Origin of the sequence: Stappia stellulata (assembly GCF_020176715.1) — a bacterium.
Classification (GTDB): domain Bacteria; phylum Pseudomonadota; class Alphaproteobacteria; order Rhizobiales; family Stappiaceae; genus Stappia.
The window spans coordinates 57,734-82,212 of sequence record NZ_JAIVMF010000010.1 but is presented as its reverse complement, the minus strand read 5'-3'; the positions used below and the strand labels follow the sequence as shown (position 1 = coordinate 82,212).

General features: G+C 65.4%; 18 protein-coding genes and 1 tRNA gene. 6 read left to right on the top strand and 13 right to left on the bottom strand.

Going from position 1 to position 24,479, the window contains the following annotated elements; genetic code table 11:
- Window positions 1-14: 14 nt before the first annotated feature.
- From LC092_RS13230 to LC092_RS13220, 3 genes are all read right to left on the bottom strand, one after another.
- Entirely contained in the window at window positions 15-1,025 is a 1,011-nt protein-coding gene (locus LC092_RS13230) for a C4-dicarboxylate TRAP transporter substrate-binding protein (RefSeq protein ID WP_224807022.1), read from the bottom strand.
- A gap of 252 nt (window positions 1,026-1,277) precedes the next feature.
- Window positions 1,278-2,699 carry a sigma-54-dependent transcriptional regulator gene (locus LC092_RS13225; protein WP_224807021.1) on the bottom strand — a complete coding sequence of 474 codons (1,422 nt, stop codon included), beginning with the start codon at window positions 2,697-2,699 and terminating at the stop codon, window positions 1,278-1,280.
- A complete protein-coding gene (locus tag LC092_RS13220; protein WP_224807020.1) occupies window positions 2,696-4,567 on the bottom strand; it encodes an ATP-binding protein in 1,872 nt (623 codons plus the stop codon). Before LC092_RS13220 ends, LC092_RS13225 begins: the two co-directional genes overlap by 4 nt.
- Window positions 4,568-4,621: 54 nt before the next feature.
- Here LC092_RS13220 and LC092_RS13215 point away from each other — a divergent pair, with 54 nt between their 5' ends.
- On the top strand, window positions 4,622-5,776 hold the full coding sequence (locus tag LC092_RS13215; RefSeq protein WP_224807019.1) for an acyl-CoA dehydrogenase family protein: 1,155 nt from the start codon (window positions 4,622-4,624) through the stop codon (window positions 5,774-5,776).
- A 459-nt stretch (window positions 5,777-6,235) separates the two neighbouring features.
- Here LC092_RS13215 and LC092_RS13210 read toward each other — a convergent pair whose 3' ends face one another.
- The 7 genes from LC092_RS13210 to LC092_RS13180 form a co-directional block, all read right to left on the bottom strand.
- Window positions 6,236-6,781, bottom strand: coding sequence for a GcrA family cell cycle regulator (locus LC092_RS13210; RefSeq protein WP_224807015.1), 546 nt, complete (start codon window positions 6,779-6,781; stop codon window positions 6,236-6,238).
- A 261-nt stretch (window positions 6,782-7,042) separates the two neighbouring features.
- Window positions 7,043-7,465: a hypothetical protein gene (locus LC092_RS13205; protein ID WP_224807014.1), complete on the bottom strand. Its 423-nt coding sequence runs from the start codon at window positions 7,463-7,465 to the stop codon at window positions 7,043-7,045.
- A gap of 169 nt (window positions 7,466-7,634) precedes the next feature.
- Window positions 7,635-8,057, bottom strand: coding sequence for a hypothetical protein (locus LC092_RS13200; protein ID WP_224807013.1), 423 nt, complete (start codon window positions 8,055-8,057; stop codon window positions 7,635-7,637).
- A gap of 176 nt (window positions 8,058-8,233) precedes the next feature.
- Window positions 8,234-9,136, bottom strand: a complete 903-nt coding sequence (locus LC092_RS13195; protein WP_224807008.1) for a methyltransferase domain-containing protein — start codon at window positions 9,134-9,136, stop codon at window positions 8,234-8,236.
- 169 nt (window positions 9,137-9,305) lie between these two features.
- Window positions 9,306-10,565: a hypothetical protein gene (locus LC092_RS13190; protein ID WP_224807007.1), complete on the bottom strand. Its 1,260-nt coding sequence runs from the start codon at window positions 10,563-10,565 to the stop codon at window positions 9,306-9,308.
- Window positions 10,566-10,700: 135 nt separating this feature from the next.
- Window positions 10,701-11,507: a glycerophosphodiester phosphodiesterase gene (locus tag LC092_RS13185; protein WP_224807006.1), complete on the bottom strand. Its 807-nt coding sequence runs from the start codon at window positions 11,505-11,507 to the stop codon at window positions 10,701-10,703.
- Window positions 11,504-13,333 carry a sulfatase-like hydrolase/transferase gene (locus LC092_RS13180; RefSeq protein WP_224807005.1) on the bottom strand — a complete coding sequence of 610 codons (1,830 nt, stop codon included), beginning with the start codon at window positions 13,331-13,333 and terminating at the stop codon, window positions 11,504-11,506. Before LC092_RS13180 ends, LC092_RS13185 begins: the two co-directional genes overlap by 4 nt.
- 303 nt (window positions 13,334-13,636) lie before the next feature.
- Between LC092_RS13180 and LC092_RS13175 the strand changes: the two genes are divergently transcribed.
- Entirely contained in the window at window positions 13,637-13,987 is a 351-nt protein-coding gene (locus tag LC092_RS13175) for a diacylglycerol kinase (protein WP_224807004.1), read from the top strand.
- A 150-nt stretch (window positions 13,988-14,137) separates the two neighbouring features.
- Here LC092_RS13175 and LC092_RS13170 read toward each other — a convergent pair.
- From LC092_RS13170 to LC092_RS13160, 3 genes are all read right to left on the bottom strand, one after another.
- Window positions 14,138-14,214: transfer RNA gene (locus LC092_RS13170), tRNA-His, on the bottom strand.
- 304 nt (window positions 14,215-14,518) lie between these two features.
- Window positions 14,519-15,034: a phasin gene (locus LC092_RS13165; protein ID WP_224807003.1), complete on the bottom strand. Its 516-nt coding sequence runs from the start codon at window positions 15,032-15,034 to the stop codon at window positions 14,519-14,521.
- 286 nt (window positions 15,035-15,320) lie between these two features.
- The gene (locus tag LC092_RS13160; RefSeq protein ID WP_224807002.1) at window positions 15,321-15,701 is read right to left on the bottom strand and encodes a phasin; all 381 of its coding nucleotides are present in this window, start codon (window positions 15,699-15,701) and stop codon (window positions 15,321-15,323) included.
- Window positions 15,702-16,023: 322 nt separating this feature from the next.
- Between LC092_RS13160 and LC092_RS13155 the strand changes: the two genes are divergently transcribed.
- The 4 genes from LC092_RS13155 to LC092_RS13140 all read left to right on the top strand — a co-directional run bounded on the left by LC092_RS13155 (window position 16,024) and on the right by LC092_RS13140 (window position 24,459).
- Window positions 16,024-20,247, top strand: a complete 4,224-nt coding sequence (locus LC092_RS13155; RefSeq protein ID WP_224807001.1) for a PAS domain-containing sensor histidine kinase — start codon at window positions 16,024-16,026, stop codon at window positions 20,245-20,247.
- Window positions 20,248-20,382: 135 nt separating this feature from the next.
- Window positions 20,383-21,345 carry a threonine dehydratase gene (locus tag LC092_RS13150; RefSeq protein WP_224807000.1) on the top strand — a complete coding sequence of 321 codons (963 nt, stop codon included), beginning with the start codon at window positions 20,383-20,385 and terminating at the stop codon, window positions 21,343-21,345.
- Window positions 21,346-21,590: 245 nt separating this feature from the next.
- Complete coding sequence (locus LC092_RS13145) at window positions 21,591-22,643, top strand: Fe(3+) ABC transporter substrate-binding protein (protein WP_412103580.1); 1,053 nt, start codon at window positions 21,591-21,593, stop codon at window positions 22,641-22,643.
- 106 nt (window positions 22,644-22,749) lie between these two features.
- Window positions 22,750-24,459, top strand: coding sequence for an ABC transporter permease (locus tag LC092_RS13140; RefSeq protein WP_224806999.1), 1,710 nt, complete (start codon window positions 22,750-22,752; stop codon window positions 24,457-24,459).
- The last annotated feature ends 20 nt before the right edge of the window (window positions 24,460-24,479 follow it).

The following is a 24,479-nucleotide window of genomic DNA, read 5'->3' as shown; positions in this document are numbered from 1 at the left end:
CGACAGCGCGTCGATCAGTTCAGCTTGGACTGAACCAGGTCGAGCAGTTCCTGTCCGGGAATGCCCTTGGCATCCATTTCGGCGACCCAGGCATCCCACAACGGCTGGCCGGCCTTCGCCTTGAACGCGTCGAGCTGCTCCTTCGGGAAGGTAATCTGCTCGATGCTCATTTCCTCAAGGGTCGGATACCACTTGTCGTAGACCTTGGCGTAGGTCGCCAGATAATGGTCGATCGATGCCTCGATGGAGGAGTCCAGCGCCTCGCGGAAGTTGTCCGGGAGTGCGGCATAGGCATCCATGTTGACCACGACCGGGCAGTTGACCGTGCCCGGGTTCAGGTTGGTGGTCCACCAGTTGCCGGCCTCCACCGTCTTGAACGACAGATGGGCGTGCGGCGCGAAGGACGCGGCGCGCACCGTGCCGGAATCGATTGCCTGGAAGGTCTCCGAGGCGGTCACGGTGGTGGGCACCGCGCCGATGGTCTCCATCGCCTTGCCGATGCCGCCGAGCGCGCGAACCCGCATGCCCTCGAAGTCCGACACCTTGGTCGGGGCGTCGCCCTTGCCGACGAAATTATACTGCGGCATCGGCGAGGACATGATCAGCTTCGCGTTCCAGCGCGCCAGATCCTTCTCCACCGCCGGGTGGGCATAGAGCGTGCGGTCCAGCTCGACCTGGGTCTCAAGGTCCGGCACGCCCAGGAACGGCAGCTCCAGGACGGTCAGCGTGGGGTTCTTGTCGGCATGGTAGGAGGCGCAGAACTGCGCCATCTCGAAGGCGCCGATGGAGATGCCGTCGAGGTTCTCGCGCGATTTCGACAGGGATTCGCCATAGGCGAGGTTCAGCTTGAATTCGCCGTTGGTCTTCTCGCTGACAAGCTCGGCGAGCTTTTCGACGTGTTCGGTGAAGGCGCGGCGCTTGCCCCAGAGCGAGACGTTCCACTCAAGCGCGATCGTCTCGCTGGCGAAGGTGAAGCCAAGAATGGCAGCCGTGCCCAGCACGGCCAGCTTGCGGCCTGCGGTCATGTCAGTCCTCCCAAGAAGTTCGTTCGGTTTGCACCGACCCTCCCAGGCCGGCATCCGGACTTGTTTACGCAAGCACCATGCCAGCAATCCCGCCGCGCACGCAAGCAATCGCATGAACACGGCGTCAGGCAGGGGTTATCCCCGCGATTGTGCTTGAGCGCGGGGCCGCACGGACGGCTCCCCCTGCGGTGCAATCCGGATCAACTTCGGCAATATTTCGCCAACTCCCGATCAATATCGGCAAAATATTGCCTATTTTGCACGAGAGCCGTCGTCATCGGCGGCCTCGCTTCGGGTCAGGCCGAGGCGGGCCATCTTTTCGTTGAGCGTGCGGCGCGGCAGGTCGAGTTCGGCCAGCACCGGCGCGATCCGGCCGCCATGACGGGCGAGCGCATCGGCGATCACCCGCCGCTCATGCGCCTCCATCATGTCCTTGAGCCGGCCGCGCGGGGCGGCGTCCCGGCCCGCCTCGCCGCTGACCAGCGAGCGCAGCGACGGCGCGCCCATCGCCGCGTTCAAGACGAAGCGCTCGGCCGCGTTGCGCAACTCGCGAACGTTGCCGCGCCAGTCGTGCGTCGTCAGGAACGCGACATCGTCGGCCGATAGTTGCGGGCGTTCGCAGCCGTAGTCGGCGGCAAAGCGGTTGGCGAAACTGTCGAACAGCAGCCGCGCGTCTCCGGCCCGCTCGCGAAGCGGCGGGATGCGGATCTCGACCGCGTTCAGCCGATAGAGCAGATCCTGACGCAGACGCCCCTCCGCGACGCTTGCCTGCGGATCGACGTTGACGGCGCTCACCACCCGCACATCGATGGGAACGGGGCGGGCGCCACCCAGCCGGTCGACCTCGCGCTCCTGCAGGACGCGCAGGAGTTTCGGCTGCAGCGACAGCGGCATGGCCGAGATTTCATCCAGAAAGAGCACGCCGCCGTCGGCCTGCTCCATCCGCCCGACGCGCAGCCGGTCGGCCCCGGTGAAGGCGCCTGCCTCATGGCCGAAAAGCTCCGCCTCCACCATCGTCTCCGGCAAGGCCGCGCAATTCACCGCGACGAAGGGCCCCTTGGCGCGCGCGGAGAGATCGAAGAGCGCGCGGGCGACCACCTCCTTGCCGGTGCCGGTCTCGCCGACGATCATCACCGAGGCGTCGGTGCGTGCGAAATGCGAGATCTGCTGGCGCAGCCGGCGCATGGCAGCGCATTCGCCGATCAGCCGCGCCTCCAGCCCCTGCAGGTCGTCGAGCCGGCGCGTCAACGCACGGTTTTCCAGAACCAGGCGGCGATGCTCCACGGAGCGGCGCACGACGGCGGCAACCACATCGGGATCGAACGGCTTTTCGATGAAATCGGCGGCGCCGTGATGCATCGCCTCGACGGCCATCGACACGTCGCCATGTCCGGTCAGAAGCACCACCGGCAAGTCGGGGTCGATCTCCTTGACCTTGCGCAGCAGGTCGACGCCGCTCGCGCCCGGCAGCAGCACATCGGTGACGAGGCAGCCGGGAAACTCCGGGGTCAACAGCGCAAGCGCCTGTTCCGCATCCACCGCCTCGACCGGCTCGAAGCCGGCAAGCCGCATCCATTGCCTGAGGCCGGCGCGCATCGCCGGATCGTCATCGACGATCAGCACGGGCGGGCGGGCGGCCCCTTCCACGTCCGGATATTCTGCTGTTTCGCTCACGTCGCCTCGATCTCTCGTTCGGCAGGCAGGGTCGCCGTCTTGCGGTTCCCGTCCTTCGGCTGGCCTGCCGCCTGCCGCGCCTGCGGCAGTGACAAAACGAAGGCCGCGCCGCCGCTGTCGCTGTCGTGAATGGCCAGCGTTCCGCCAAGGTCATCGACGATGCGCGCCGAAATCGCAAGCCCGAGCCCGAGCCCGTTGGCCGCCGGCTTGGTGGAAAAGAACGGCTCGAAGATGCGTTCGCGCAGGTCTTCGGGAATACCTGCGCCATTGTCGGCGATCTCGATCCGGACTGTGCCGTCCGTCGCCCAGGCCCGCGCCTCGACACGTGGGTCGGGCGTGGCATGACAGGCGTCGATTGCGTTGCGCAGGAGGTTGACCAGCACCTGCTCGACCCGGAGCGGCGCGGTGGAGGCGAGAAGCGCCTGCTCCGGCAGATGGAGACGCAGCGCCACCCCGGTTTCCTCGATGCGCGGGCGCACCAGCTTGGCGCTGGTCTTGAGGCATTCGCGCATGTCGACCGTCTCGATGCGCGATTCTCCGGGCCGGGCCAGACGCTTGAGCTCCTGGGTCAGGCTTGCCATGCGCAGCCGGAGCGCATCGATCTCGTCGAGGTTTTCCAAGACCGCCGCCGCCTCCCCGCGCGCCTGATAGAGCCTTGCGCCGGACACGAACATGCCAAGCGCTGCCAGCGGCTGGTTGAGCTCGTGGGCGACCGCCGCCGACATTTCGCCGACCGCCGCCAGCCGGCTCGCCCGGGCAAGGCCTGCCTGCGCCTCGCGCAGTTCCGTTTCGACCCGGCGGCGCTCGTCGATCTCCTCGACCAGCCGGCTGTTGAGATCGCGCAGGCCCGCCGCATCGCGCTTCAACCCGGCCGTCAGCCGGCCGAGGCGGCGACCGCGCACCACCAGCATGGCGACGACATACAGGAGGACGAGGGTCAAGGCGCCGGCCCAGACGATCCCCCGGACCGCCTCGATCTCGGCGCGCGGCGTGAAATAGTGGATGGTCCAGTCCAGCAGGCCGACCTTGAGCCGCGCCTGGCGATAGGGGGTTCCGGCGATCTCGATCTCCTGCGCGTCGGCATCGCCGCTCTGGAGGCTCGACAGGCGAACGCCGCCGTACTGCCGGTCTTCGCGGATCGCGGCCACGACCATGTCGGTCAGCGGGGCGATGGAAGCGTAACGCCAGGCGTCCTGCGTGCCGAGGAAGACAACGCCGTGGACGTCGGAGACAATCACCGTCTCGCCGCCGTCACGCCAACTGCGTTCCAGTCCGTTCATGTCCACCTTGACGACGACCACACCGCGGACGGATGCGGCCTCCGGCGTGGCGCGGGCAAAGAAGAAGCCGGGCTTGCCGGTTGTGGCGCCGACGGCGAAGAATTGCCCCTCGCCCCCGGAAATCGCGGTCTGGAAATAGGGACGGAAGGCATAATTGCGCCCCATGAAGGAGCTTGCTGTGTCGAAGTTGCTGGCAGCGACCGTGCGGCCTTTGGCGTTCATGACGAAAAGGGCTTCCGCACCGGTTGCAGCCGCAAGCTCCTTCAGGAAGAGATTGGCCGCATCCGCCTCGCCGGGATCGTCGAGAACGGCGGTGGCGCGCGGATCGCGGGCCACGAGGTAGGGAAGATAGCGGAACTTCTCCAGCTCGCGCAGCAGGGTCTCGCGATAAAGCGTCAGCCGCTCGCGGGCACGCGCATCGCTGCTGGTCTTGGACTGACGCTCGACCCAGTCGGCGGCGAAGACGGCGGCCGCAAGCACCCCCACCACTGGCAGAATCAACAGGGCAAACCGCAGAAACCCCTGCGGCGCATCGCGGTCCGGCGTGGACTTGCGCGGCGCGGGATCATATGTCTTTGCTCTCGTCATGGTGCTTCCAGCGGCACCGCGCCCCAGGGCCGTTTAAGACCGGAAAGGACGCCGATGCAGTTTTCATTGAGCGAAGAAGAGTATCTCATCCAGGACACCGCGCGGAAACTGGCAGAGGACAAAATCGCGCCGCTGGCCGAAACGCTCGACCGGGGCGACGGGCGCGAAGCCTTTCTGGCCAATCTGAAGATGCTCGCCGAAAACGGCTACATGGGTCTCAACGTATCGGCGGACCATGGCGGAACGGAAGCCGGAACCGTGGCCTTCGCGCTGGCGGTGGAGGAAATCGGGCGTGCCTGTGCCGCGACCGGCGTCACCGTCTCGGTCTCCAACATGGTGGCGGAAGTTATCCAGGCGGTCGGCTCAAACGAGCAGCGCGAAGCCTATCTGCCGAAGCTGACCGACGGCACCTATTCCGCCGGCGCCTTCTGCCTGACGGAAGCCGGCGCGGGCTCGGATCCGTCTGCGATGAAGACCCGTGCCGTCCTCGACGGCAATCACTATGTGCTGAACGGCACCAAGCTCTACATCACCTCGGCCGAATATGCCGGCGTCTTCGTCGTCTGGGCCGTCACCGACCCGGACGCGCCCAAGGGCAAGGGCATCACCTGCTTTCTCGTTGAAGCCGGCACGCCGGGGCTGGTCATCGGCAAGGCGGAAAAGAAGATGGGGCAAACCGGATCTGCCACCAACGAGGTGGTGTTCCAGGATTGCCGGGTCCCGACGAGCGCGGTGATGGGCAAGGAGAACGACGGCTTTCGCATCGCCGTCGGCGAGCTCGCCGGCGGACGCATCGGCATCGCGGCGCTTGCGCTCGGCATCGCCCGCGCGGCGATGGAGCGGGCCAAGGCCTATGTGGCGGAGCGCCGGCAGTTCGGCCGCGCCATCGCCGACATGCAGGGCGTGCAATGGATGATCGCGGATCGGGAAACCGAGCTGGAAGCCGCGCGCCTGCTGATCCTGCAGGCGGCGGCGCTCAAGGATGCCGGCAAGCCGTTTGCCCGCGAGGCCTCGATGGCGAAGCTCTTCTCCTCCGAAGCGGCCCAGCGCGCCACCTACAGCGCGCTGCAGCTTCACGGCGGCGCCGGCTACATCCAGGACTATCCGTTGGAGCGCTTCGCCCGCGACGCAAGGATCACCACGATCTACGAGGGAACCTCGGAAATCCAGCGGCTGATCATTGCACGCGAGGCGATGAAGGCCGTCTGAGCGCCGATCCCGCCGCGGGCGCCGTCAAGGCTCCGCAGTGTCGTCATTCCGGTTCGCCGCTCACGCGGCGAACCGGAATCGGCGAGGCACGGACGGCGGTTTTCGGGCTTGAGCAACACAGTCTCTCGGCTCTCCGATCCCGGGTCGCGGCTTCGCCTTGCCCGGGATGACGCAAGTCTGCCTCTCGCGTTTTGTCAGCAACCTGAACCACGGCCGGACCGCCGGCCCCGCGCCCAGCAGGGCGCAGATAAAAATGGCGGGGCCGGAACACCGGCCCCGCGCCCGGCAGGGCGCAGATAAAAATGGCGGGGCCGGAACACCGGCCCCGCGCCCGGCAGGGCGCAGATAAAAATGGCGGGGCCGGAACACCGGCCCCGCCGGGGCAAACATCGGCTGCTTGGGAGGGAGAACCAGACGACGAATACCCGTAGCTTTGTGATCGACTTGTTGTGACTGCGCTCAGACCGCGATGGCCCGCATCGTCGCGATCCGCTTGATCTCCGGCTGCACGTCGCTGCTACGCCGGCGGCGGATGCCCTGATAGGCGAGACGATGGTGGAACTCGCAGTAGGAGCGGCCATTGTCGGCATCGCGGCTGCAGAAGTGGAAATCCGCATCCGACGGATCGCCAATCGGCCACTTGCAGGTCTTGCTGGTCAGCGTCATCAGCGTGACGCGGTCCTCCGACGAGACGATGGAATGTTCCGCCTCGAAGGCAGAGGCCTCGAGATCGAGATCGTAGCGGCTGCGGGGCCGGGCACCGGAAAGGCTTTCACGCACCGCCGGCTTGCCGCCGACGCAAGCCAGCGACGGCTTGCCACGCTGAACGCGCTGCTTTGGACGATGGCTCGTGGCCGGAGACCGTTTCGGAAGCCCCATGCGATGCGCCTTGCCGATCACCGCATTGCGGGTAACACCCGCCATGACATATGCGATCTGGCTGGCGCTCAGGCCCTGAAGCCAAAGTTTCCTCAAAAGATCTTCGCGTTCGGTCGTCCAAGCCATGTGAAGCCCCTGGTCTTTTTGGTCGAAAGATCCCGTTGCGCAGAGACAGCGGGTCCCGTTCCGCCAAGCCGCCTTGCGGCGGCATCGGCGGTTACCGACGTTTCGTTGTGCCCATTTCGCGATTGAGATCGCGGTGATCGACGATGTGCGGACCTCGTCCGCTTCGTTACGCTACCTTCGATGAACTCGCCATCGACTATGGCTAAGTTATAGTTAACAATTCATTAATAGGTCAATCAATATGCATTTTCATTTTGAATTTTACTTTTTTCTTTCCAGTATTATTGCAGAAACCGACTTCGTAACAATATCCATTACTTCATTCTGAAATCTTTTATTAATTTTTTCTTCAATTTGATCCGGATGTGCAAAGTTCATTGATTTCGAAATAGAAAAGAGAAGTTTTTGATTCTCCTTACGCACATCCAGAACGCCTTCCGAACACATTCTTTCGATCTTCCGCCGCGCCGTAGAGTAAGGGATATTGGTTTCTTCAGAAATTGTTTCCAAATCCGGATCGACCTTGTTGGCATTCGCAATCGCTATTGTTGTCAGGATCATGAGTTGCCCAAGGTCATCCACCTCATACTCTTCCATGAAGCGGAACATCAGGCTGAAGAACATCTCGTAGAGCCGCAGGATCCGATGCGCCTGAGTCGGCAATCCGTCGTTCTGAGTCGACACGCCAACTCTCCCCCTCGTTTCTTCGTCAATATGACGAAGGTTGCGTGGTTTTCGGTGTGTTTCAACCTCTTGCAACGCGCAGGCGCACGGATGCCGTTAGGTTACAGGCCATAAAACAGTGGGAAAATATGGTTTTCCACATGTTTCCGGCTGAATACGCTTGCAACACTCAGTCCGTTGCAATGTCGAAAACCGCGGTCATCAGCGCCCGTACCATGCCGATCGTCATGTCGGCATCGGCTTTCGGGTTCACGCCCGCGCCGGTCGTGCTTCGGGGCCTTGCGTTCGTATCGAACAGGTAGACGACGGATTTTCCCCGTCGTCCTTTGCGCACCGTGCCGTGCTCCAGATAGGGTTTCAGGCGGCGCTCGACGGTCGAGCGCGAGCTTTCCAGCTTTTCGGCCAGCAGTTCGGCATCCATCGGCGCCCCGCGCAAGTCGCCGATGGCGACGAGCACGAGCAGCAGGACATCGTTCGCGTCGCCCGCGCCGAGCCGGTCCTGCATCTGCAGGGTCAGATCATAATAGACTTCCAGCAAACGCCTCAGCCGGTAGTCGGTCGGGGCAGCGCCGGTTTCATACGCTTCGTTCATTCCGCCACCGCCTTTCCGCTTCGCCGACACACTGTCCGACGCGCCGGCTTCCAGCATGGCGCGGAGGAGGACCGGGACGCAACCGCCGGGGCGCCGGATCCACGTGCAAAACGGCCGTGCCGCCGGTTGGCGCCACGGCCGTGTGTGTGCGACCTGCCCCGACTGTCCGCAGCGCGTCAGTTCAACAGGGGCCGGATCGCGGATGTGTCCGTGTCCGGAAAGACGGACCTCGGCGAGACATCCTCGCCAATCGACTGCCCGCTCCGGACCGCCGTCGCCGGCCGGTCGACGGTCACAAGATGGGCATCGATCCGGAAGACCACACGCCCGTCGTCCTGAACGTGGGATGCAAGGCACCGTGTCATGTCAGCGGTGATCGCGTCGATCACCTCCTGCTTGAGGACGATGCCGGAGAAGGGAAACCATCCCTTGACGTCGGAATTGACCAATGCCTCGACGGAAGCGAATTCGGCCAGGATATGACGGCCCTCGATGCGGGCGGGCGCCGTTGCGGACCGGTCGAACAGGGAGGCCAGGTCCTGCCGGCGTCCGAGCGAGAAGGCGGCACGCAGGGAGTCCGACAGCGCGGGCCCGATCCACTCCTCGTAGACCCCGGCAATCGCCTCGTAGATCGGATTGCGGTCCAGCTCGTCGAACACCAGCACCGTCAGTTGGCCGCCCGGACGCAGGACGCGCCACATCTCGCCGAGCGCGGCCTCCGGATCGTCAAACAGCATCAGCCCGAACTGGCAGAACACATGATCGAAACTGCCCGCCTTGAAGGGAAGCGCCGTTGCGTCGGCCAGTTGCCAGTCGATGCGCGGGGCAAGCTGGCGGGCCACATCCAGCATGGCCGCATTGGAATCGATACCGGTCACGCGACCGGGATCGCCGGTCCGCGCGGCCAGCTCGCGGGTCAGGACGCCCGTGCCGCAGGCAATGTCGAGCAGCCGCGCGTCGCGGCCCGGACGCACGGTATCCGCCGCGATCGCGGCCCATTTGCGAAAGATCGCGGCGACAAGCAGATCGTCGAACGCCTGCGCGGCGCGCTGCATCTGGTCTGAGTGTCTGGAAAGCATCGGCGGTCTCCATGAGGCCTGTTGCCCGTGCCCGGCGGACACGGTTTGACCGGCTTCATGTAAGAACTTTTTGGTGCAATTAAACGCCTCTGCAATTCTAGATTTATATCGACAAGGTCGCGCGCCCACCGACGCAGCATGCGGGTGGGCGCGCGATGCACTCCAAAGATCAGGCCGGCGCGCCGGTCTCCTCGATTTTCAGGTCCTCGCGCAGGCGCCGGTCCTTGCCCGGCCGCCAGATGTACTGGTCGAGCAGATAGTGGTGCATCTGGAAGCCGGAGGTGAAGATCACGTAGAAGGCGATCCAGGTCGTCGTATCGAGAATGGTCTCCGTGCCCCAGACCGGGCCCGACGCGCAGACGGGAATGCGGTTGATGAGGCAGCCGAGCCCCCAGACGGGCAGCGACACGGCGACGATGGCGAAGCCGAGGTAAAGGAGGAAGTTGCGCGACAGGACCGCCGCAAAGCCGAACGTCCGTTTCGAGGCCTCCGGCGTTTCCTGGCCGTAGCGGTTCTGGTTGTAGAACCAGACGATCGCCAGATACTGGATGTCGTGATAGATCGTGACGATGACCGTGAAGGTCAAAAGGCCGGTCGCCAGCATGTGATCCGAGTAGCACATGTAGAGATGCAGCGGCAGGACCGCGCTCAGGAACAACAGCTTGGGAAGGGCGATCCGCTCGCCGTTGGCAATCCGGTAGACCTGCCGCGCCACGAAGACGGTCAGAAGAACCGCGACGCACACGAGCGTCGCCAGCACCACCATATGCTCCCAGCGCAGGGCCACGAGATAGGACACGACCGACTGCCCCTCGGCAAGGCCCGGCAGCCACGGCACGGCTTCCGGCAGGCCGACGCGACCGCGCGCGCTCGGATGGCGGGCGATCAGCGCCAGGAAGGGAATCAGCAGGCAGCCGTAGAGTACCCAGGCATCGATGCGCGCATCGAGCGTGCCCCATTCGCCATTCTTGCGGTGATAAAGCCGCAGGATGCCATAGTGCTGGCGGGTGATGTGCCAATAGGCCCACAGGCTGACCCCGATGAGAAACAGCGACCAGGGGATCATGTAAAAGCTCGCGCCGACACCGTGCAGGCCATAGGACAGCACCAGGGCCAGCGGACCGACGAGGAAGACGCCGAGCGAGGCGATCAGGAGCGGTCGCATTTCCTGCCGCGCCTGGCGGTCGAGATAGGTGCGGCTGTAGGTGGCGAAGAAATGAGGCGTGTCGAGAACGATAACCCAGATCAGCCAGACCAGGATCATGTTCCAGCCAAGCAGCAGATAGATGCCGAAGACGGCCCAGCCGGCGAGCACAGACCCGATCAGGAAAACAAGATCCCGGGGAGCGCTGAACACCCAGTTGACGGTGAAGAAACGGTCGAGGATCCGACCGGTGCCGTGAACGTTCTCATGCTCGATCGCCGACATGCATTGCTTCCCCCGAAAAATGACAAGGCCGGCAGAATGCAACCGGCTTCCAGCGACTGTCAACACGGCGCGATCTCGCAGCGGCACCGGTTGCAAAAGACGACGGCGGCGTGATCGGTGCAGCAAGCGCCTTTTCTAGTCGGAGCAGGCGGCGCGCTGGTTCGGCAGGTCCGTCAGGATGACCGCAATCGCGTCGGAGGCACACAGGCGGGCAATATCGGCGGGGGCGTTCACCGTGAAGGTAAAGACCCCGCGCCCCTCGAAATGCGGTGTCACCTTGTGCGCCAGGCGGTAGTCGACACTCACGCCCTCGACCCCGGACATCGCATAGTAGAACTTGAGCACAGGCAAAAGCTCGAGTGACCACCCCACCAGCCAGTGGACCGTTCGCAGTCCTTCCCCCGACAGCCGCTGAAGGGCGCGCATATCCGTGCTTTCGATGAAGCTGCGCCCGGACAGTCCCCGGTCTTTCAACACCTGGGCAAAGGCGTTGAGCTCGGTTCCGGTCAACTCGCCGAGGTTCTTGGCGTCAAGCCACACCCGAATGTCGCGCGGAAAGCGAAAGCGCTCAATGGGGATGCCCGGCGCCGCTCCGTCCACGCGCGGATCGTCATGGGCAACGACCAGCCCGCCCCCGTCGGGGAGATAGAAGACATCGAGTTCGATCCCGTCGAACTCTTCACGGACCGCGATGTCCACGGCCTCCGGGCTGTTCTCCGGCGCCCCGCGTCCTCCGTTCGCCCTGTGGCCCCATATCACCGGACGCGGCGCGTCGAGCGTGTCGGCCAGCGGAAGACGAAGCCGCGTTATCGGTGCGTGAAGCACAAGCGCAAGGCTGACTGCGAGGCCGATAGCAGCCGCGCTCCCGAGAAGGCCGCCGCGCAGGACCCTGCGCATGCGTCGGTGCCTTAGCGCGAGCCGATCGCGTGCGGTCCCGGTCATGGCCGCCCCCGCGCGCCGCTCGCGGCCCCGAGGCGCCCTTCTCCCCCGCGCAGGCCGGGCGGCGGGACGTTTTCAACGACACGTGTCTGAAGGGCCTGCAGGGCATGCTTCTCCCCGGCAGCAGCGCCGGAGCGCGTCATCGCCGTTTGCAGCGTCGTGGCGCAGGCGGCCGGGTTTTGACGACAGGCAAAATACCCTTTCTTCATTCCGGCAAAGGTGCAATCGGCAAACCGGCCGGCACAGGCATCCCGCATCCCGAGAAGATAGTCGTAAACGGGAGACGGCCTCAGCCCGGCCGCCTCCAGAAGCGTCGGGGCGAGATACTGGATATCAAGGGTCTCGAATGCCGGCACCGCAGGTGCCGCCGGCACGCCCTCGGTCAGAACCTGGAAGTAGGTGAGATAGGCCGGAGACGCGGGAGACGCGAGCGCCCCGGTCCCATAGCGCTCTTCCCAATGGGTGCGAAGCAGGTTCGGCTGATGGTCGCCATATTCCAGAAGCGCGACGGGACGCGAAGAGGCCCGGCCCTTCAACTGCCTCCAGAAAACGGACAGGTCTTCCCGGCTCTTCGCCACACGCCGGAAATACTCCGCAAGCGAGCCGTCCCCGGCGTAGGGTTCGCCGGGCCACGCCGCATCGGGGTGCAACCGGAAATCCCAGGGTGAGTGGGCCGACATCGTCAAAACGAAAACGAAGAGGGGTCCGTCGCCGTCCGCACGCAAGCGGCGGACCGTCTCAAGCACCTTGTCGTAGTAGAAATCGTCGGTCTGGTGGGCGCTTGCCGCCTGAAGGGCCGTCTGGTCGATCACCATGTCGAACCCGATCGAGCGGCCGAAATCCCCCTCGTTCACGAAGGAGTAAGGCAGCGGCGTGAGATAGACCGTCCGGTAGCCGCACCGCTTGAGGGTCCGGGCAAGTGTGTGTTCCACCCGCCCCTCAAGAACGAAATTCGAATAGTTCTTCAACCACCCGAGATCGGAGATTGGCAGGCTGGTGTTGAAACCGGCCGTCGTCACCCAGGTGTTTCCCGCAAAGGTTTCAACCCGGAGCGCGCGCGTGCGACCATCCGCTCCGCCAAAGCCCCGGGTCAGTTCGGGCGGCGTGTCCTGGCCGAGGATATGGGCCGGCACGACGATGGATTCTGACTGGACCACCACCAGATCCGGGGCCATTCCCGTCGTCTCGCAAGGCCCGGAAGACACGGCCGGCCTTGCCTTTTCCGCATCCAGACGCGCAAGCAACGGAATCTCTTCGCCAAGGTGAGCCAGATGACGGAGAGAGGAAAAGAACGACGTCACATAACGAAAGCGCATCAGGTCTTCCACGCCCTTGAAGTCGCGCGGTTGCGCCACGACCGCCAGGGCGACCGCCAGCGGCAGCAGAACGAGCGCCCGCATCCGGACGCGCCTGGAGCCGGGCTCCCGCCGACGCACGACAACAACCGCGATCAGCGTGCCCAAGGCGAGGCCGCCAAGAACCAGCAGATATGGAAGAAAGGATCCGGACAGGAACTGAAGCGTCCCGGAGTTGAACGCAAGGTAGTAGAGGTCGACAATATTCGGTGCGACCGACATCCATTTCATTTTCGCATAGGAAATAAAGGCGATCATCGCAATCAAGCCGACCGAGGCATAAATCGACGTCACAAGGCGACCGGAAAGCAGTGCCATCACGCACCCGATGGCAAGCGCGATCGAGAGCGCCATCGGAAGGGTGTTTACATAGCGCTCGGCGACGGCAATTCCGGCGAGACCGGCCAGCAAGACGGCTGCGACGACAGGGATCCGGGTCAGGAAGAAGGCAAGCCAGTCTGTCAATTTCCGCATGGCAATGTCCTCGAATTGCTTAATGAGCGCTTAACGCAATAGCAAGGATGCAACCTAAAGTAACTTATTTTTGCTCGTTAATATTAACGGTGGCGCCTGCGCTTCGGAAACAACCCCCTCCCGCACATGACGCAGCGGTTTGAGAACTTTCGCGGCCAGAACGTGGGCGCCTTTCCTCAAACCGGAGAAAGCGCGCAAACGCAGCGACTTGGCTCAATCATGGATTTGAAATTTAATTGGCGACGCGGGCGGTCCCAGGCCTTAGGAAAGACTGAAGCTTACTGACATCGACCCGGAGGAGCCATGCTGCGTCAGATCCTGGCCTTACGAAATTCGCTCGCCGGATTGAGGTTCGGTCTTCTCAAGGAAGCCGCGCTGCGCGAGGAATTGATCCTCCTCGCTCTCTCTGTGCCGGTGGCGCCGATGCTGACGCGCGACCCCTGGACGCTCGTCGCCTTGTGGGGGTCGCTGCTCTTCCTGCTCGGCGTCGAGTTCCTCAACACCGCGATCGAAAAACTGGCCGACCGGGTGACGCGCGAGACCGACCCGCTGATCAAGACCGCCAAGGACTGCGGTTCGGCCGCAGTGCTGATGGCGATCCTGCTGGCGACCATGGTCTGGGGCGTTGCGCTGTGGGAACGGCTCTTCGCCTAAGTTTTCCGGGCCGGGCATGCCGGACGGCGGCGCAAGGCGGCACCGGTGGCGGAAGGCCCCGGCGAGGCGCGCCGTCGCCACGACGGAGCTCAGCCCGCGCCATGCGGCGCCTGCGCGATTCGGTGCGATACGGGAGGCAGGGGAGAGGAATGGTACAGACGGTTGGAGTTGAACCAACGACCTTCGGAGCCACAATCCGACGCTCTAACCAACTGAGCTACGTCTGCACGTCAATTCGGAGGCGGAAGCTAGTTTGAAACCGGCGCGAATGCAAGAGGCCGATTGCGCAAGTTCACGCGCTCTTCCACAGCTTCGCCCGACAGACGGAAAACGGCGCGGCGAAAAGCCCTCGCGCGGCGCGTTCCGACGGCACGCCCGGCTTCGAGCCGGGGGCAGGCACGCTGCCCGGCCGCGGGATCCCGTGCCGGGAATCCTTCTCGGGACGCAAAAACCCGGCGCCAGGGCGCCGGGTTTCCGGGCCCCCGCGAGGGGGCCGTCAGTCCTGACCGGAAGCCGGCCGGATCAAGGCAATCAGGCTGCCTTGAAATCCTTGCTGGCCTTCTCGTAGGCGCCCTTGACCGTTTCGGTCATTTCGCCGGAGAGCTTGGTCGACAGGTCCTGCATGTCCTTGGCCTGGCCGGTGAAGGCCTCGAACTGGCTGCGGGCGAAGGAGCTCTGCAGCTCGATCATCTCGGCCAGCGTCTTCACCTCGAACAGGTCCTTCACGAACTGGAAGGTTGCGTCGGTGTTGGCCTTGGCCGCATCGACGGCCTTGTGGTTGAAGTCGAGAACGCCGCGGCGGGTCGTCTCGAAGCCGTCTTCCAGAAGATCGGTCGCCTCTTCGGCGGCGTTCTTCATCTTGGCGTAGGATTCACGGACCTGCTCGATGCCCTTTTCGGCCATTTCGCGGGTTGCGGTCGGGATTTCGATCTGCGGCATGGAAAAAGCCTCAAAGTTCGGGAACGGGGTCACCGTCGAATCGGTGGACTTGGCGGTTTTCGCGCGGGCGGCCTTGGGGGCCGCTGCTGCGGTCTTGGTGTCGGTCATGTTCATGCTCCTTTGGCCGGGCGGCTTTTGCGGAAAACCCGCTTTCGCCCGGTAGCGATCCTTGCGACCACCAGACCAATGGGGCCAGTGCTCGCCGATTACGAAACTCAATATAGGACGGGTTATTGTGCATTGCAACATAAATATTGCGACGCACAAATGACGCAGCGGATGCAAGGCAATATCCGGCAGCCGGGATCGTCGGGCGCGGGCGGCGCAGGCGCAGTGTCGCCCGCGCCGCCGGCAAGACCGGCCGCTGCCATGAGGGGCGCGGCCGCAGGTCTCTTTATTTCTGCGAGGACACGTCCTTCGCCGTCTTGGACGCCTTGTCGCCGAGATCGCGCACCTGCTCGCCGAGCGCCTCCATCTGCTTGCGCAGATAGTCGCTTTGCAGCTGCACCATTTCCTGGGGCGTGGAGGCCCGCACCATCTTCTGCGCCAGATCGAAGGCGGCGGAGATATGCTCTTCGGTATATTCGAGCGCGGTGCGGCTGAGGTCGTCCGCCCCAGCCTTGACGGTGCTGGCGGTCGTCTCGACGCTTCCGACGGCCTTGCGCGTCGCGTTCATGTATTCGTCGAACGCCTTGCGCGCCTGATCCACGCTCTGGTCTGCCATCTCGCGCATCTGATCGGGGATCTCGAAACCGGTCTTGTCGCTTTTCGTCACATCGTTCTCCTTTGCCTGGCGTTTCCGCCCTGCCTGGTTTGGCTGGCGTTGCCGCTGCGTCTGGCGCGGCGGCGCCGTCAGGATCGCACACCCGCGCCACATCGCAAGAAGGGCTTAGCAATCCTAGATAAAATCGTGATGAAGTACATCTTGCCGTTAACCAGCATGGGAGAGAATGGCCCGGAATCGCCTTGTCGTCGTGGACGAAAGGATCCGAAACCGATATTTACACTTTGTTTACCGCAAACGCGTCTACCGGTCAGGTCTTCCGGCCTTGGCGGACAGGCTTGAGACGGGCTGCAACGGCGGAGAAAGCGTGCCCATGAACAGCCAGTTGAGCACCTTCATGGCGTTGAGCGGTCTTGCGACCGCCAACTCTCATCTCACCGACCCGCGCCCGGCATGGATCTGGGCGGAGGACGGAAAGTCAATCCTGTGGGCGAACCCCGCCGGGGCGGCCTTTTTCGGCGTGCGCTCCCTCAGCGAGCTTGCCGACCTGAGCGGACTGGCGCGCGCGCCGGCACGGCCGCACATCATGCGCATCGCCGCCTCGGGTCCCGATGACCGCGACACCACCGACCGCCTGCGGTTCTACCGCGGGCTGCGGGTCATGCTGCTGACATGCACCTGCCGCCGGTTGGAGCTTGCCGACGGCAGCAGCGCCGCACTGATCGTCGCCAATGACGCGCCCCCGGTGCGGGACACCGCGCTGGCCGGCCTGGTGGCGCTCGTGGCCGATGCCGATGACAGCACCGCCGTGCTCTATGACGGCAAGGGCGCCATCGTCGACATGGCCGGGCCTCTGGACGCCCCCGGTTTCGATACCGTCTCCACCCGCCTGCGCAGCGCAAAGCATGCGCCGGTGCGCGCGCAACTGACATTTGACGACGGCGACCACGCCGCCATGCTGCTGATGCTGGACACCGGCCACACGCTGGCGGTGATCGCGGCAGAGCCCGTGACGGCCGCCGTGGAGGCTCCCCCCTCTCCCGACCCCTCGCCCTCCGCTCCTGCCGAGACCGCACTTGCCGACGCCCGGGCCGACCATGCATCCGGCGAAGACACGCTAGAGGGCTCCGCTCACGGTGCAGGTCCCGTCGAGGATGGCGCGGAAGAATTGCCGGCGGAGATCGCCGACACCGCCAGCGATGCGGACGCCGCGCCGCAACCGCAGCGGCGCAAATGGGGGATCGCCGGCGGCGGTCTCTTCGGATTTGCAAGCGCGACACGCTTCCTGTCGGGCTCCGGCACGCAGGACCGTGCCAATGCCGATGCCCGCATCGATGCCGAGCGTGCGCAGGCAATTGCGGACGCAGCGCCGGGCGAGGCCGCAGACGCGCCGACAGACGAACGAATGGACGCAGAATTGGACGTGCCGGCCGCCGATGCGGATGAGCCGGAAGCGTCCGCAGTGGACGAGGGAGTGGACGAGGGACTGTCGCTCGACCGTTTTGCTCCGGACGAATCTGCCGGGGAGATCCCCGACCAGGCGTCTGACGACACCGGGGAAACACACGCGACCGACGACGCTTCCGCTGATGCGGCGGACCCGGATCTGCATGAGACCGCCGGCGAGACATCGGCGGATCTGGATCTTGATGACGACGCGGGTGCGGACGGCGATACACATGCGGATGCGGATGCGGACGCGACCGCCGGTTTTGCCTTCGAGGCACGCGAGCGTCCGGTGCGCTTTGCCTGGAAGATGGACATCGACCGCCGGTTTACCTTCCTGTCGGCGGAATTCGGCGAAGCGCTCGGCCCGGAAGCGGCAGATGTGGTCGGACTGACCTGGGACGAGGTGTGCGAACGCTTCGGCATCGACGGCGACGGCCGGGTGGCGGCGGCGCTGCAGCGCCGCGACACCTGGAGCGGGCGCACGGTCGACTGGCCGGTCAGCGGTGCGGCCTTGCGCGTGCCGGTCGACATGGCCGCCCTGCCCGCCTTCGACCGTAACCGCATCTTCGAGGGATTTCGCGGGTTCGGCGTCTGCCGCACGGGCGATGCCAAGGACGATCCGGAGGCAACCGGAACGCAGTTGCACCTGCGCCCGTCGCTCGACGCGCTGACCACGGCCGACGAGGCGCCCGGCGAAGAGATCGGCACGCAGGTGACAGACCTGTCCGACGACGCCCTGCCGGAGAGCGGTGCGGCGAAGATCGAAGAGACCGCGATCGACGCGGCCCGGGCTGACGAAATCCGCACCGAGGCGGATGCCCCGGACACGGATGCCCCGGACGATGATCTTTCGGAGACGGCATTTCCCGTCGATCCTCCCGGCGGCGAGACCGACGACGCCGGGGACGAAGCTGACATTGCCGGCGCGGACGGCGAAGCGGACCACGCAGCACTCGCGCCGGGCGACACCGGTGATGCGGACGATGAAGCCGCCGCTGCTGACGACGACGGGGCGGTTGCGCCTGACGGCGACGACGACGCCACAAAGACCGACGACGGTCCGAGCGTGGACGCGCTGGCGGGTGCTGCAGCAGCGGCAACGCTGGCCGCGGCCGGATCCGGCACGCGCGCCGCGTCGCGTGACGACGAGGCGCTTGCCGCCTCGCGCCTGTCGAAGCCCGAGCGCGAGGCCTTCCGCAAGATCGCCGAGGCGCTCGGCGGGCGCAGCGACACCGGCGACACCCGGCCGGTTGCCGAGGCTCTGCCCGCGGGCGAGCATGACGCCAGCGACCTGCTGGCCGCGCTCGATGACGCCGAAGCCGACACGGCCCCTTTCGAGGCACCGGACGAGACGGCGGACGGGACGCCGGACGGGGAAATCGCCGCCGACGCGGATGCCGGCGAAGCCGAAGACGTACGGCTGGACGACACGGATGGAGAGCCGGATGGCATTGACGACGACAATGCTGCCGATGACGGCGAGGCCGCACCCGCCCCTGTGGCGCCGGTCCCGGCCCGCCCCTATCTGACCCTTGCCAGCAACAAGGACGATCCTGCACGGCGCGACGATCACCGGATCGACGGCGAGGACACCGACACGGAGACGGACGAGGCCGCCACGTCGCATGCGCCGCCTTTGCCGCCGACGCGCGCCCAGCGCACCAGTCTGCTCGACCGGCTGCCGGTCGGCGTCGCGATCATCGACGGCACGGATGTCGAATACGCCAATGCGACGCTGCTCAATCTGCTCGGCTACCCGGACACCGAGGCGCTGAGCGCTGCCGGCGGTCTGGAAGCGCTCTTCGCCGAACCGGAGGACTGGCCGGCCACCGTTCCCGGCAAGATGTCGGAGCGCACCATGCGCCTGCAGCTTGCCGACGGCGGCGCGCGCCCGGTCAAGGCACGGCTGCACACGGTGCCCTGGAAGGGCGGCAACGCGCTGATGATGTCGCTGCTCGACCGGCATGATCCGGGACAGGAGGCAGCACTTGACCGGCTGCACGAGGTGCAAAGCGCGCTGGCGCTCGCCGAGGCGCGGGTGTCGGAAATGGACGCGGTGCTGGAAACGGCGACCGACGGCGTGCTGATCCTCGACGAGGACGGGCTGATTGTGAAGGTCAATCGCTCGGCCGAGGCGCTGTTCAACGCCTCGCGCGACGAGATGGTGGGCGTGGCGCTCGTCGACTATCTGGCGCCGGAAAGCCGCCGCGACGCCATGGACTATCTCGACGGCCTCGCCCGCAACGGCGTCGCCAGCGTGCTCAACGACGGGCGCGAAGTGATCGGCCAGATCCGCTCGGGCGGGCTCATCCCGCTGTTCATGACCATCGGCCGCGTCGGCCAGGGCGACAGCGGCCCGCATTTCTGCACCGTGCTGCGCGACATCACCCAGTGGAAGACGGCGGAAGAGGAACTGACCGACGCCAAGCGGCAGGCGGAAAACGCCTCATCGCAGAAGTCGGATTTCCTCGCCAAGATCAGCCACGAGATCCGCACGCCGCTCAACGCGATCATCGGTTTCTCGGAAGTGATGATGGAAGAGCGCTTCGGCCCCGTCGGCAACGACCGCTACAAGGGCTATCTGCGCGACATCCACAATTCCGGCTCGCATATCATGAGCCTGATCAACGACCTGCTCGACCTGTCGAAGATCGAGGCGGGCAAGCTGGAACTGACCTTCGAGGCGGTGTCGGCCAATGACATCATCCGCGAATGCGTCGCGCTGATGCAGCCGCAGGCGAACCGCGAGCGGGTGATCATCCGCGCAAGCCTGCCGGGCTCGGTGCCGAATATCGTCGCCGACGGGCGCTCGGTGCGCCAGGTGATCCTCAACCTCCTGTCGAACGCCATCAAGTTCAACCAGCCCGGCGGTCAGGTGATCGTTTCCTCGGCGCTGGAGGACAGCGGCGAGGTGATCCTGAGGGTTCGCGACACAGGCACCGGCATGAGCCACAAGGACCTGGAAGCGGCGATGGAGCCGTTCCGCCAGCTGCACACCGCCCGCCACGGCGGCGGCACCGGTCTCGGCCTGCCGCTTACAAAGGCGCTGGTGGAAGCCAACCGGGCGAGCTTCCGCATCGATTCGGAGGTCAATCAGGGCACCTTGATCGAGATCACCTTCCCGCCGCAACGCGTTCTCGCCGAATAGGGCACGTCCCGTCCGAGGGGGAGCGCCTGCGGGATTGACCGGGGCCTTGCAGACGCGCGAAACTTTTGCGACCGGGCCGGCCGGCCCGGCACGCCCGCCTCTTTCGCGCAGCCCGCGCCACTTCCGGAGATTGCCATGCTCACCCTCGCCGCCATCGAGGACGCCGCCGAGATCGTCTATCGCGCGATGCGCCCGACGCCGCAATATGCCTGGCCGCTGCTCGGCGAGGCGGTCGGCCGCACGGTCTGGGTGAAGCACGAGAACCACACGCCGACCGGCGCCTTCAAGGTGCGCGGCGGGCTGGTGCTGCTTCAGGGGCTTGCGGAGAAGATGCCGCGCGGCACCGGCATCATTTCCGCCACGCGGGGCAATCACGGCCAGAGCCTGGCCTTTGCCGCCGGCCGGCTCGGCCTCGACTGCCATATCGTCGTGCCGCAGGGCAACTCGACTGAAAAGAACGCGGCGATGCGGGCGTTTGGCGCCAATCTCATCGAACATGGCACCGATTTCGATGCGGCCAAGGCGGAGGCCATGCGCCTTGCCGAGGAACAGGGCCTGACGATGATCCCGAGCTTTCATGCCGATCTGGTGCGCGGGGTCGCCACCTACGGGCTGGAGTTCTTCCGCGCGGTGCCGGAGCTCGACGTGGTCTATGTGCCGATCGGGCTGGGATCGGGCATCTGCGCCCTGATTTCCGCCCGCGACGCGCTCGGGCTGAAGACGAAGATCGTCGGCGTCGTCTCCGACAAGGCGGACGCCTATGCGCGCTCGCTGGAAAGCGGGCACCTGACGGAAACGGCGAGCGCCGCCACCTTCGCCGACGGCATGGCGGTGCGCTGCCCCGACGAGCAGGCGCTGGCGATGATTCGCGCCGGTGCGGAAGACATCGTGCGCGTCAGTGACGACCAGGTGGCCGAGGCGATCCGCCTCTACTATCGCACGACGCATAATGTCGCAGAGGGCGCAGGTGCGGCCCCGCTCGCCGCATTGATGGCCGACACGAACCGCGGCGAAACGCCCGGCGTGATCCTGTGCGGACAGAACATCGACACCCGCTGGATGGCCGAGGTCCTCGCCGGCGGAACGCCAACTCCCTGACCCGGCTTCGCTTTTGCGAACGCCTTGCAGGTGGTTCGGTACGACTCCAGCCGGCGAAACCGGACGTCTCCACTCAGGTTACTTTGGAATAATTCCAAGGTATTGATTTTGCACGCTTTTATTGTTGACACAGAAACTCCTGTTTTTATGATGCCCCCAGTCGCGACGCACCCGCACCGGGGCGACGCGGCGATGACATCCGCCTCTTCGGCAGGGCCTTGCCCCCTGATCGTCTGGAGTTCGATATGACCAAAAAGACCACGGCCGCGCGTGCCTGCACGCTTGCCGCTCTCTTCCTGACCTCCGCCAGCTTCGCCATGCCGGCAGCCGCGGACGGGGAAGTGAACATCTATTCCTACCGCCAGCCGTTTCTGATCGAGCCGCTGCTCGACGCCTTCACCAAGGAAACCGGCATCAAGACCAATGTGATTTTCGCCGACAAGGGACTTGGCGAGCGCATCCAGGCGGAAGGCGCGAATTCGCCCGCCGACGTGCTGCTGACCGTCGACATCGGCCGCCTCGACGGCGCCAAGCAGCTGGGCATCACCCAGCCGGTGACCTCCGATGCGATCGAGGCGAATATTCCCGCCGAGTACCGCGACCCCGAAGGTCACTGGATCGGCCTGACCACCCGCGCGCGCGTGATCTACGCCTCGAAGGATCGGGTCGAGCAGGACACGATCACCTATGAGGAACTGGCCGACGAGAAGTGGCGCGGACGTATCTGCACCCGCTCCGGCCAGCACGTCTATTCCATCGGTCTCTTCGCCTCGATGGTCGCGCACCACGGCGCGGAAAAGACGGAAGAATGGCTTGCCGGCGTGCGCGACAACCTCGCCTCGAAGCCGTCCGGCAACGACCGGGCGCAGGTGAAGTCGATCTACGCCGGTGAATGCGACATCTCGCTGGGCAACACCTATTACATGGGCAAGATGCAGACCAACGAGAAGGAGCCGGAGCAGAAGGAGTGGGCCGACTCGGTCAAGATCCTGTTCCCGAATTCGCAGGACCGCGGCACCCATGTGAACATCGCCGGCGTGGTGATGGCCAAGCACGCACCGCATCCGGATGCCGCGAAGAAGCTGATCGAGTTCCTCACCTCCGAGGACGCCCAGCGCATCTACGCGGACTCCAACTACGAATATCCGGTGAAGCCCGGCGTTCCGGTTTCCGAGCGCGTCGCCTCCTGGGGCGAGTTGACCCCGGACAGCCTGCCGCTTTCCGAGATCGCCGAAAACCGCAAGACGGCCAGCGAGCTGGTCGACAAGGTCGGCTTCAACGACGGGCCCTCCAGCTGATCGAGACAGCTTCGTCCACAACACACGGCGCCCGGCGATTTCGCCCGGGCGCCGTTTCCCGTTTCCGCTTGCCGCCAGCCGCGCCGAGCCTTCAAGACAGCCGGGCATGACCGACGCAACCCATTCCGACGCCCTCGCGGCGGCACGTCCGCCGAAATCGGCGGCAACCGCCGCGGACCGCATCTGGGTCGGCACCGGCTTCATCGCCGCCGCGCTGACCCTGATGCCCGTCATCGCGCTGATCGTTCTGGCCTTCCAGGCGACCGGCGACATCTGGGGGCACCTGTTTGCAACGGTGCTGCCGCGCTCGTTGTGGACCACCGTGCTGCTGATGGCCGGCGTCGGCGCGATCACGCTCGTGATCGGCGTCGGGACCGCCTGGCTCGTCACCATGTGCCGCTTTCCCGGCCGCGCGCTGTTCGACTGGGCGCTGCTGGTGCCGCTGGCCGTGCCGACCTACATCATCGCCTACACCTATGTGGAAATCCTCGACTACACCGGCCCCGTCCAGTCGGCGCTGAGGGCCATCTTCGGGTTCCAGACCTCGCGCGACTACTGGTTTCCCGAAATCCGCTCACTCGGCGGGGCGATCTTCGTGATGAGCTTCGTGCTCTACCCTTACGTCTATCTGACGACGCGGGCGTCCTTCCTGCTGCAATCGGCTTGCGCGCTCGACGTGTCGCGCACCCTTGGCGCGGGGCCGCTGCGCCTGTTCTTCCGCGTCGCGCTGCCGCTGGCGCGCCCGGCGATCGTCGTCGGCCTGTCGCTCGCCCTGATGGAATGCCTGAACGACATCGGCGCCGTCACCTTCTTCGGCGTGCAGACGATGACCTTCTCGATCTACGACACGTGGATCAACCGCTCGAGCCTCGGCGGCGCGGCGCAGCTTGCCGTTGCCATGCTGGCGCTCGTCTTCGCGCTTTTGTGGGTGGAACGCCACGCCCGGCGCAAGCAGCGCTTCCACATCACCACCTCGCGCTATCTGGCGCTGCCGAGCTACCGGCTGACCGGCTGGCGCGCCGGCCTTGCGATCGCCGCCTGCGCCACGCCCGTTGCCCTCGGCTTCGTCTTTCCCGCAAGCCTCTTGGTCGACTACGCCAGCCGCCGGCTCGACGAACTGTCCGACCCCGCCCTTATCTCGGCGGTCGTCAACAGCCTGACGCTCTCCGTCGCCGCGGCGCTGCTCACCGTGGTGCTGGGCGTCGTGCTGACCTATTCGCAGCGGGTGCGGCCGAATGCGGCGACGCAGCTCTTCGGGCGTGTCGCCTCCATCGGCTATGCCATTCCGGGCACGGTGCTTGCCGTTGGCATCCTGATCCCGCTCGCCACCCTCGACAATTTCGTCGATGGCATCGCTCGCTCCACCTTCGGCTTTTCCACCGGGCTGCTGCTCGTCGGCTCGGGCGCGGCACTGGTCTACGCCTATATGGTGCGCTTCCTGGCGGTGGCCTACGGGCAGGTGGAAGGCGGCTTCGGCAAGGTGACGCCGCATCTCGACATGGCCGCGCGCACGCTCGGGCGCAGCTCGGGGCGCATCCTATTCGAGGTGCATCTGCCGATGATCCGGCCGGTGCTGCTGACCGCGCTGCTCTTGGCCTTCGTTGACTGCATGAAGGAGCTTCCGGCGACGATCCTGCTCAGGCCGTTCAACTTCGAAACGCTGGCGACGACGGTCTATAATGCCGCCTCGCGCGAGGCGGTGGGCGAAGGCGCGCTGGCAGCCCTTGCCATCGTGCTCGTCGGCCTGCTGCCGTCGATCCTGCTGGCCCGCACCTCGGCGAAAAGCTTCCGCGACCACAACACCGCGCGCACATGACCACCGGGCAGGACCCGGCG

What these genes read in the sequence shown, in the direction of transcription:
- LC092_RS13230 (WP_224807022.1), bottom strand. Translation starts at nt 1,025, where the DNA reads ATGACCGCAGGCCGCAAGCTGGCCGTGCTGGGCACGGCTGCCATTCTT.
- LC092_RS13165 (WP_224807003.1), bottom strand. Translation starts at nt 15,034, where the DNA reads ATGACCGACACCAAGACCGCAGCAGCGGCCCCCAAGGCCGCCCGCGCG.
- LC092_RS13190 (WP_224807007.1), bottom strand. Translation starts at nt 10,565, where the DNA reads ATGTCGGCGATCGAGCATGAGAACGTTCACGGCACCGGTCGGATCCTC.
- LC092_RS13195 (WP_224807008.1), bottom strand. Translation starts at nt 9,136, where the DNA reads ATGCTTTCCAGACACTCAGACCAGATGCAGCGCGCCGCGCAGGCGTTC.
- LC092_RS13150 (WP_224807000.1), top strand. Translation starts at nt 20,383, where the DNA reads ATGCTCACCCTCGCCGCCATCGAGGACGCCGCCGAGATCGTCTATCGC.
- LC092_RS13175 (WP_224807004.1), top strand. Translation starts at nt 13,637, where the DNA reads ATGCTGCGTCAGATCCTGGCCTTACGAAATTCGCTCGCCGGATTGAGG.
- LC092_RS13220 (WP_224807020.1), bottom strand. Translation starts at nt 4,567, where the DNA reads ATGACGAGAGCAAAGACATATGATCCCGCGCCGCGCAAGTCCACGCCG.
- LC092_RS13210 (WP_224807015.1), bottom strand. Translation starts at nt 6,781, where the DNA reads ATGGCTTGGACGACCGAACGCGAAGATCTTTTGAGGAAACTTTGGCTT.
- LC092_RS13180 (WP_224807005.1), bottom strand. Translation starts at nt 13,333, where the DNA reads ATGCGGAAATTGACAGACTGGCTTGCCTTCTTCCTGACCCGGATCCCT.
- LC092_RS13185 (WP_224807006.1), bottom strand. Translation starts at nt 11,507, where the DNA reads ATGACCGGGACCGCACGCGATCGGCTCGCGCTAAGGCACCGACGCATG.
- LC092_RS13145 (WP_412103580.1), top strand. Translation starts at nt 21,591, where the DNA reads ATGACCAAAAAGACCACGGCCGCGCGTGCCTGCACGCTTGCCGCTCTC.
- LC092_RS13155 (WP_224807001.1), top strand. Translation starts at nt 16,024, where the DNA reads ATGAACAGCCAGTTGAGCACCTTCATGGCGTTGAGCGGTCTTGCGACC.
- LC092_RS13200 (WP_224807013.1), bottom strand. Translation starts at nt 8,057, where the DNA reads ATGAACGAAGCGTATGAAACCGGCGCTGCCCCGACCGACTACCGGCTG.
- LC092_RS13140 (WP_224806999.1), top strand. Translation starts at nt 22,750, where the DNA reads ATGACCGACGCAACCCATTCCGACGCCCTCGCGGCGGCACGTCCGCCG.
- LC092_RS13215 (WP_224807019.1), top strand. Translation starts at nt 4,622, where the DNA reads ATGCAGTTTTCATTGAGCGAAGAAGAGTATCTCATCCAGGACACCGCG.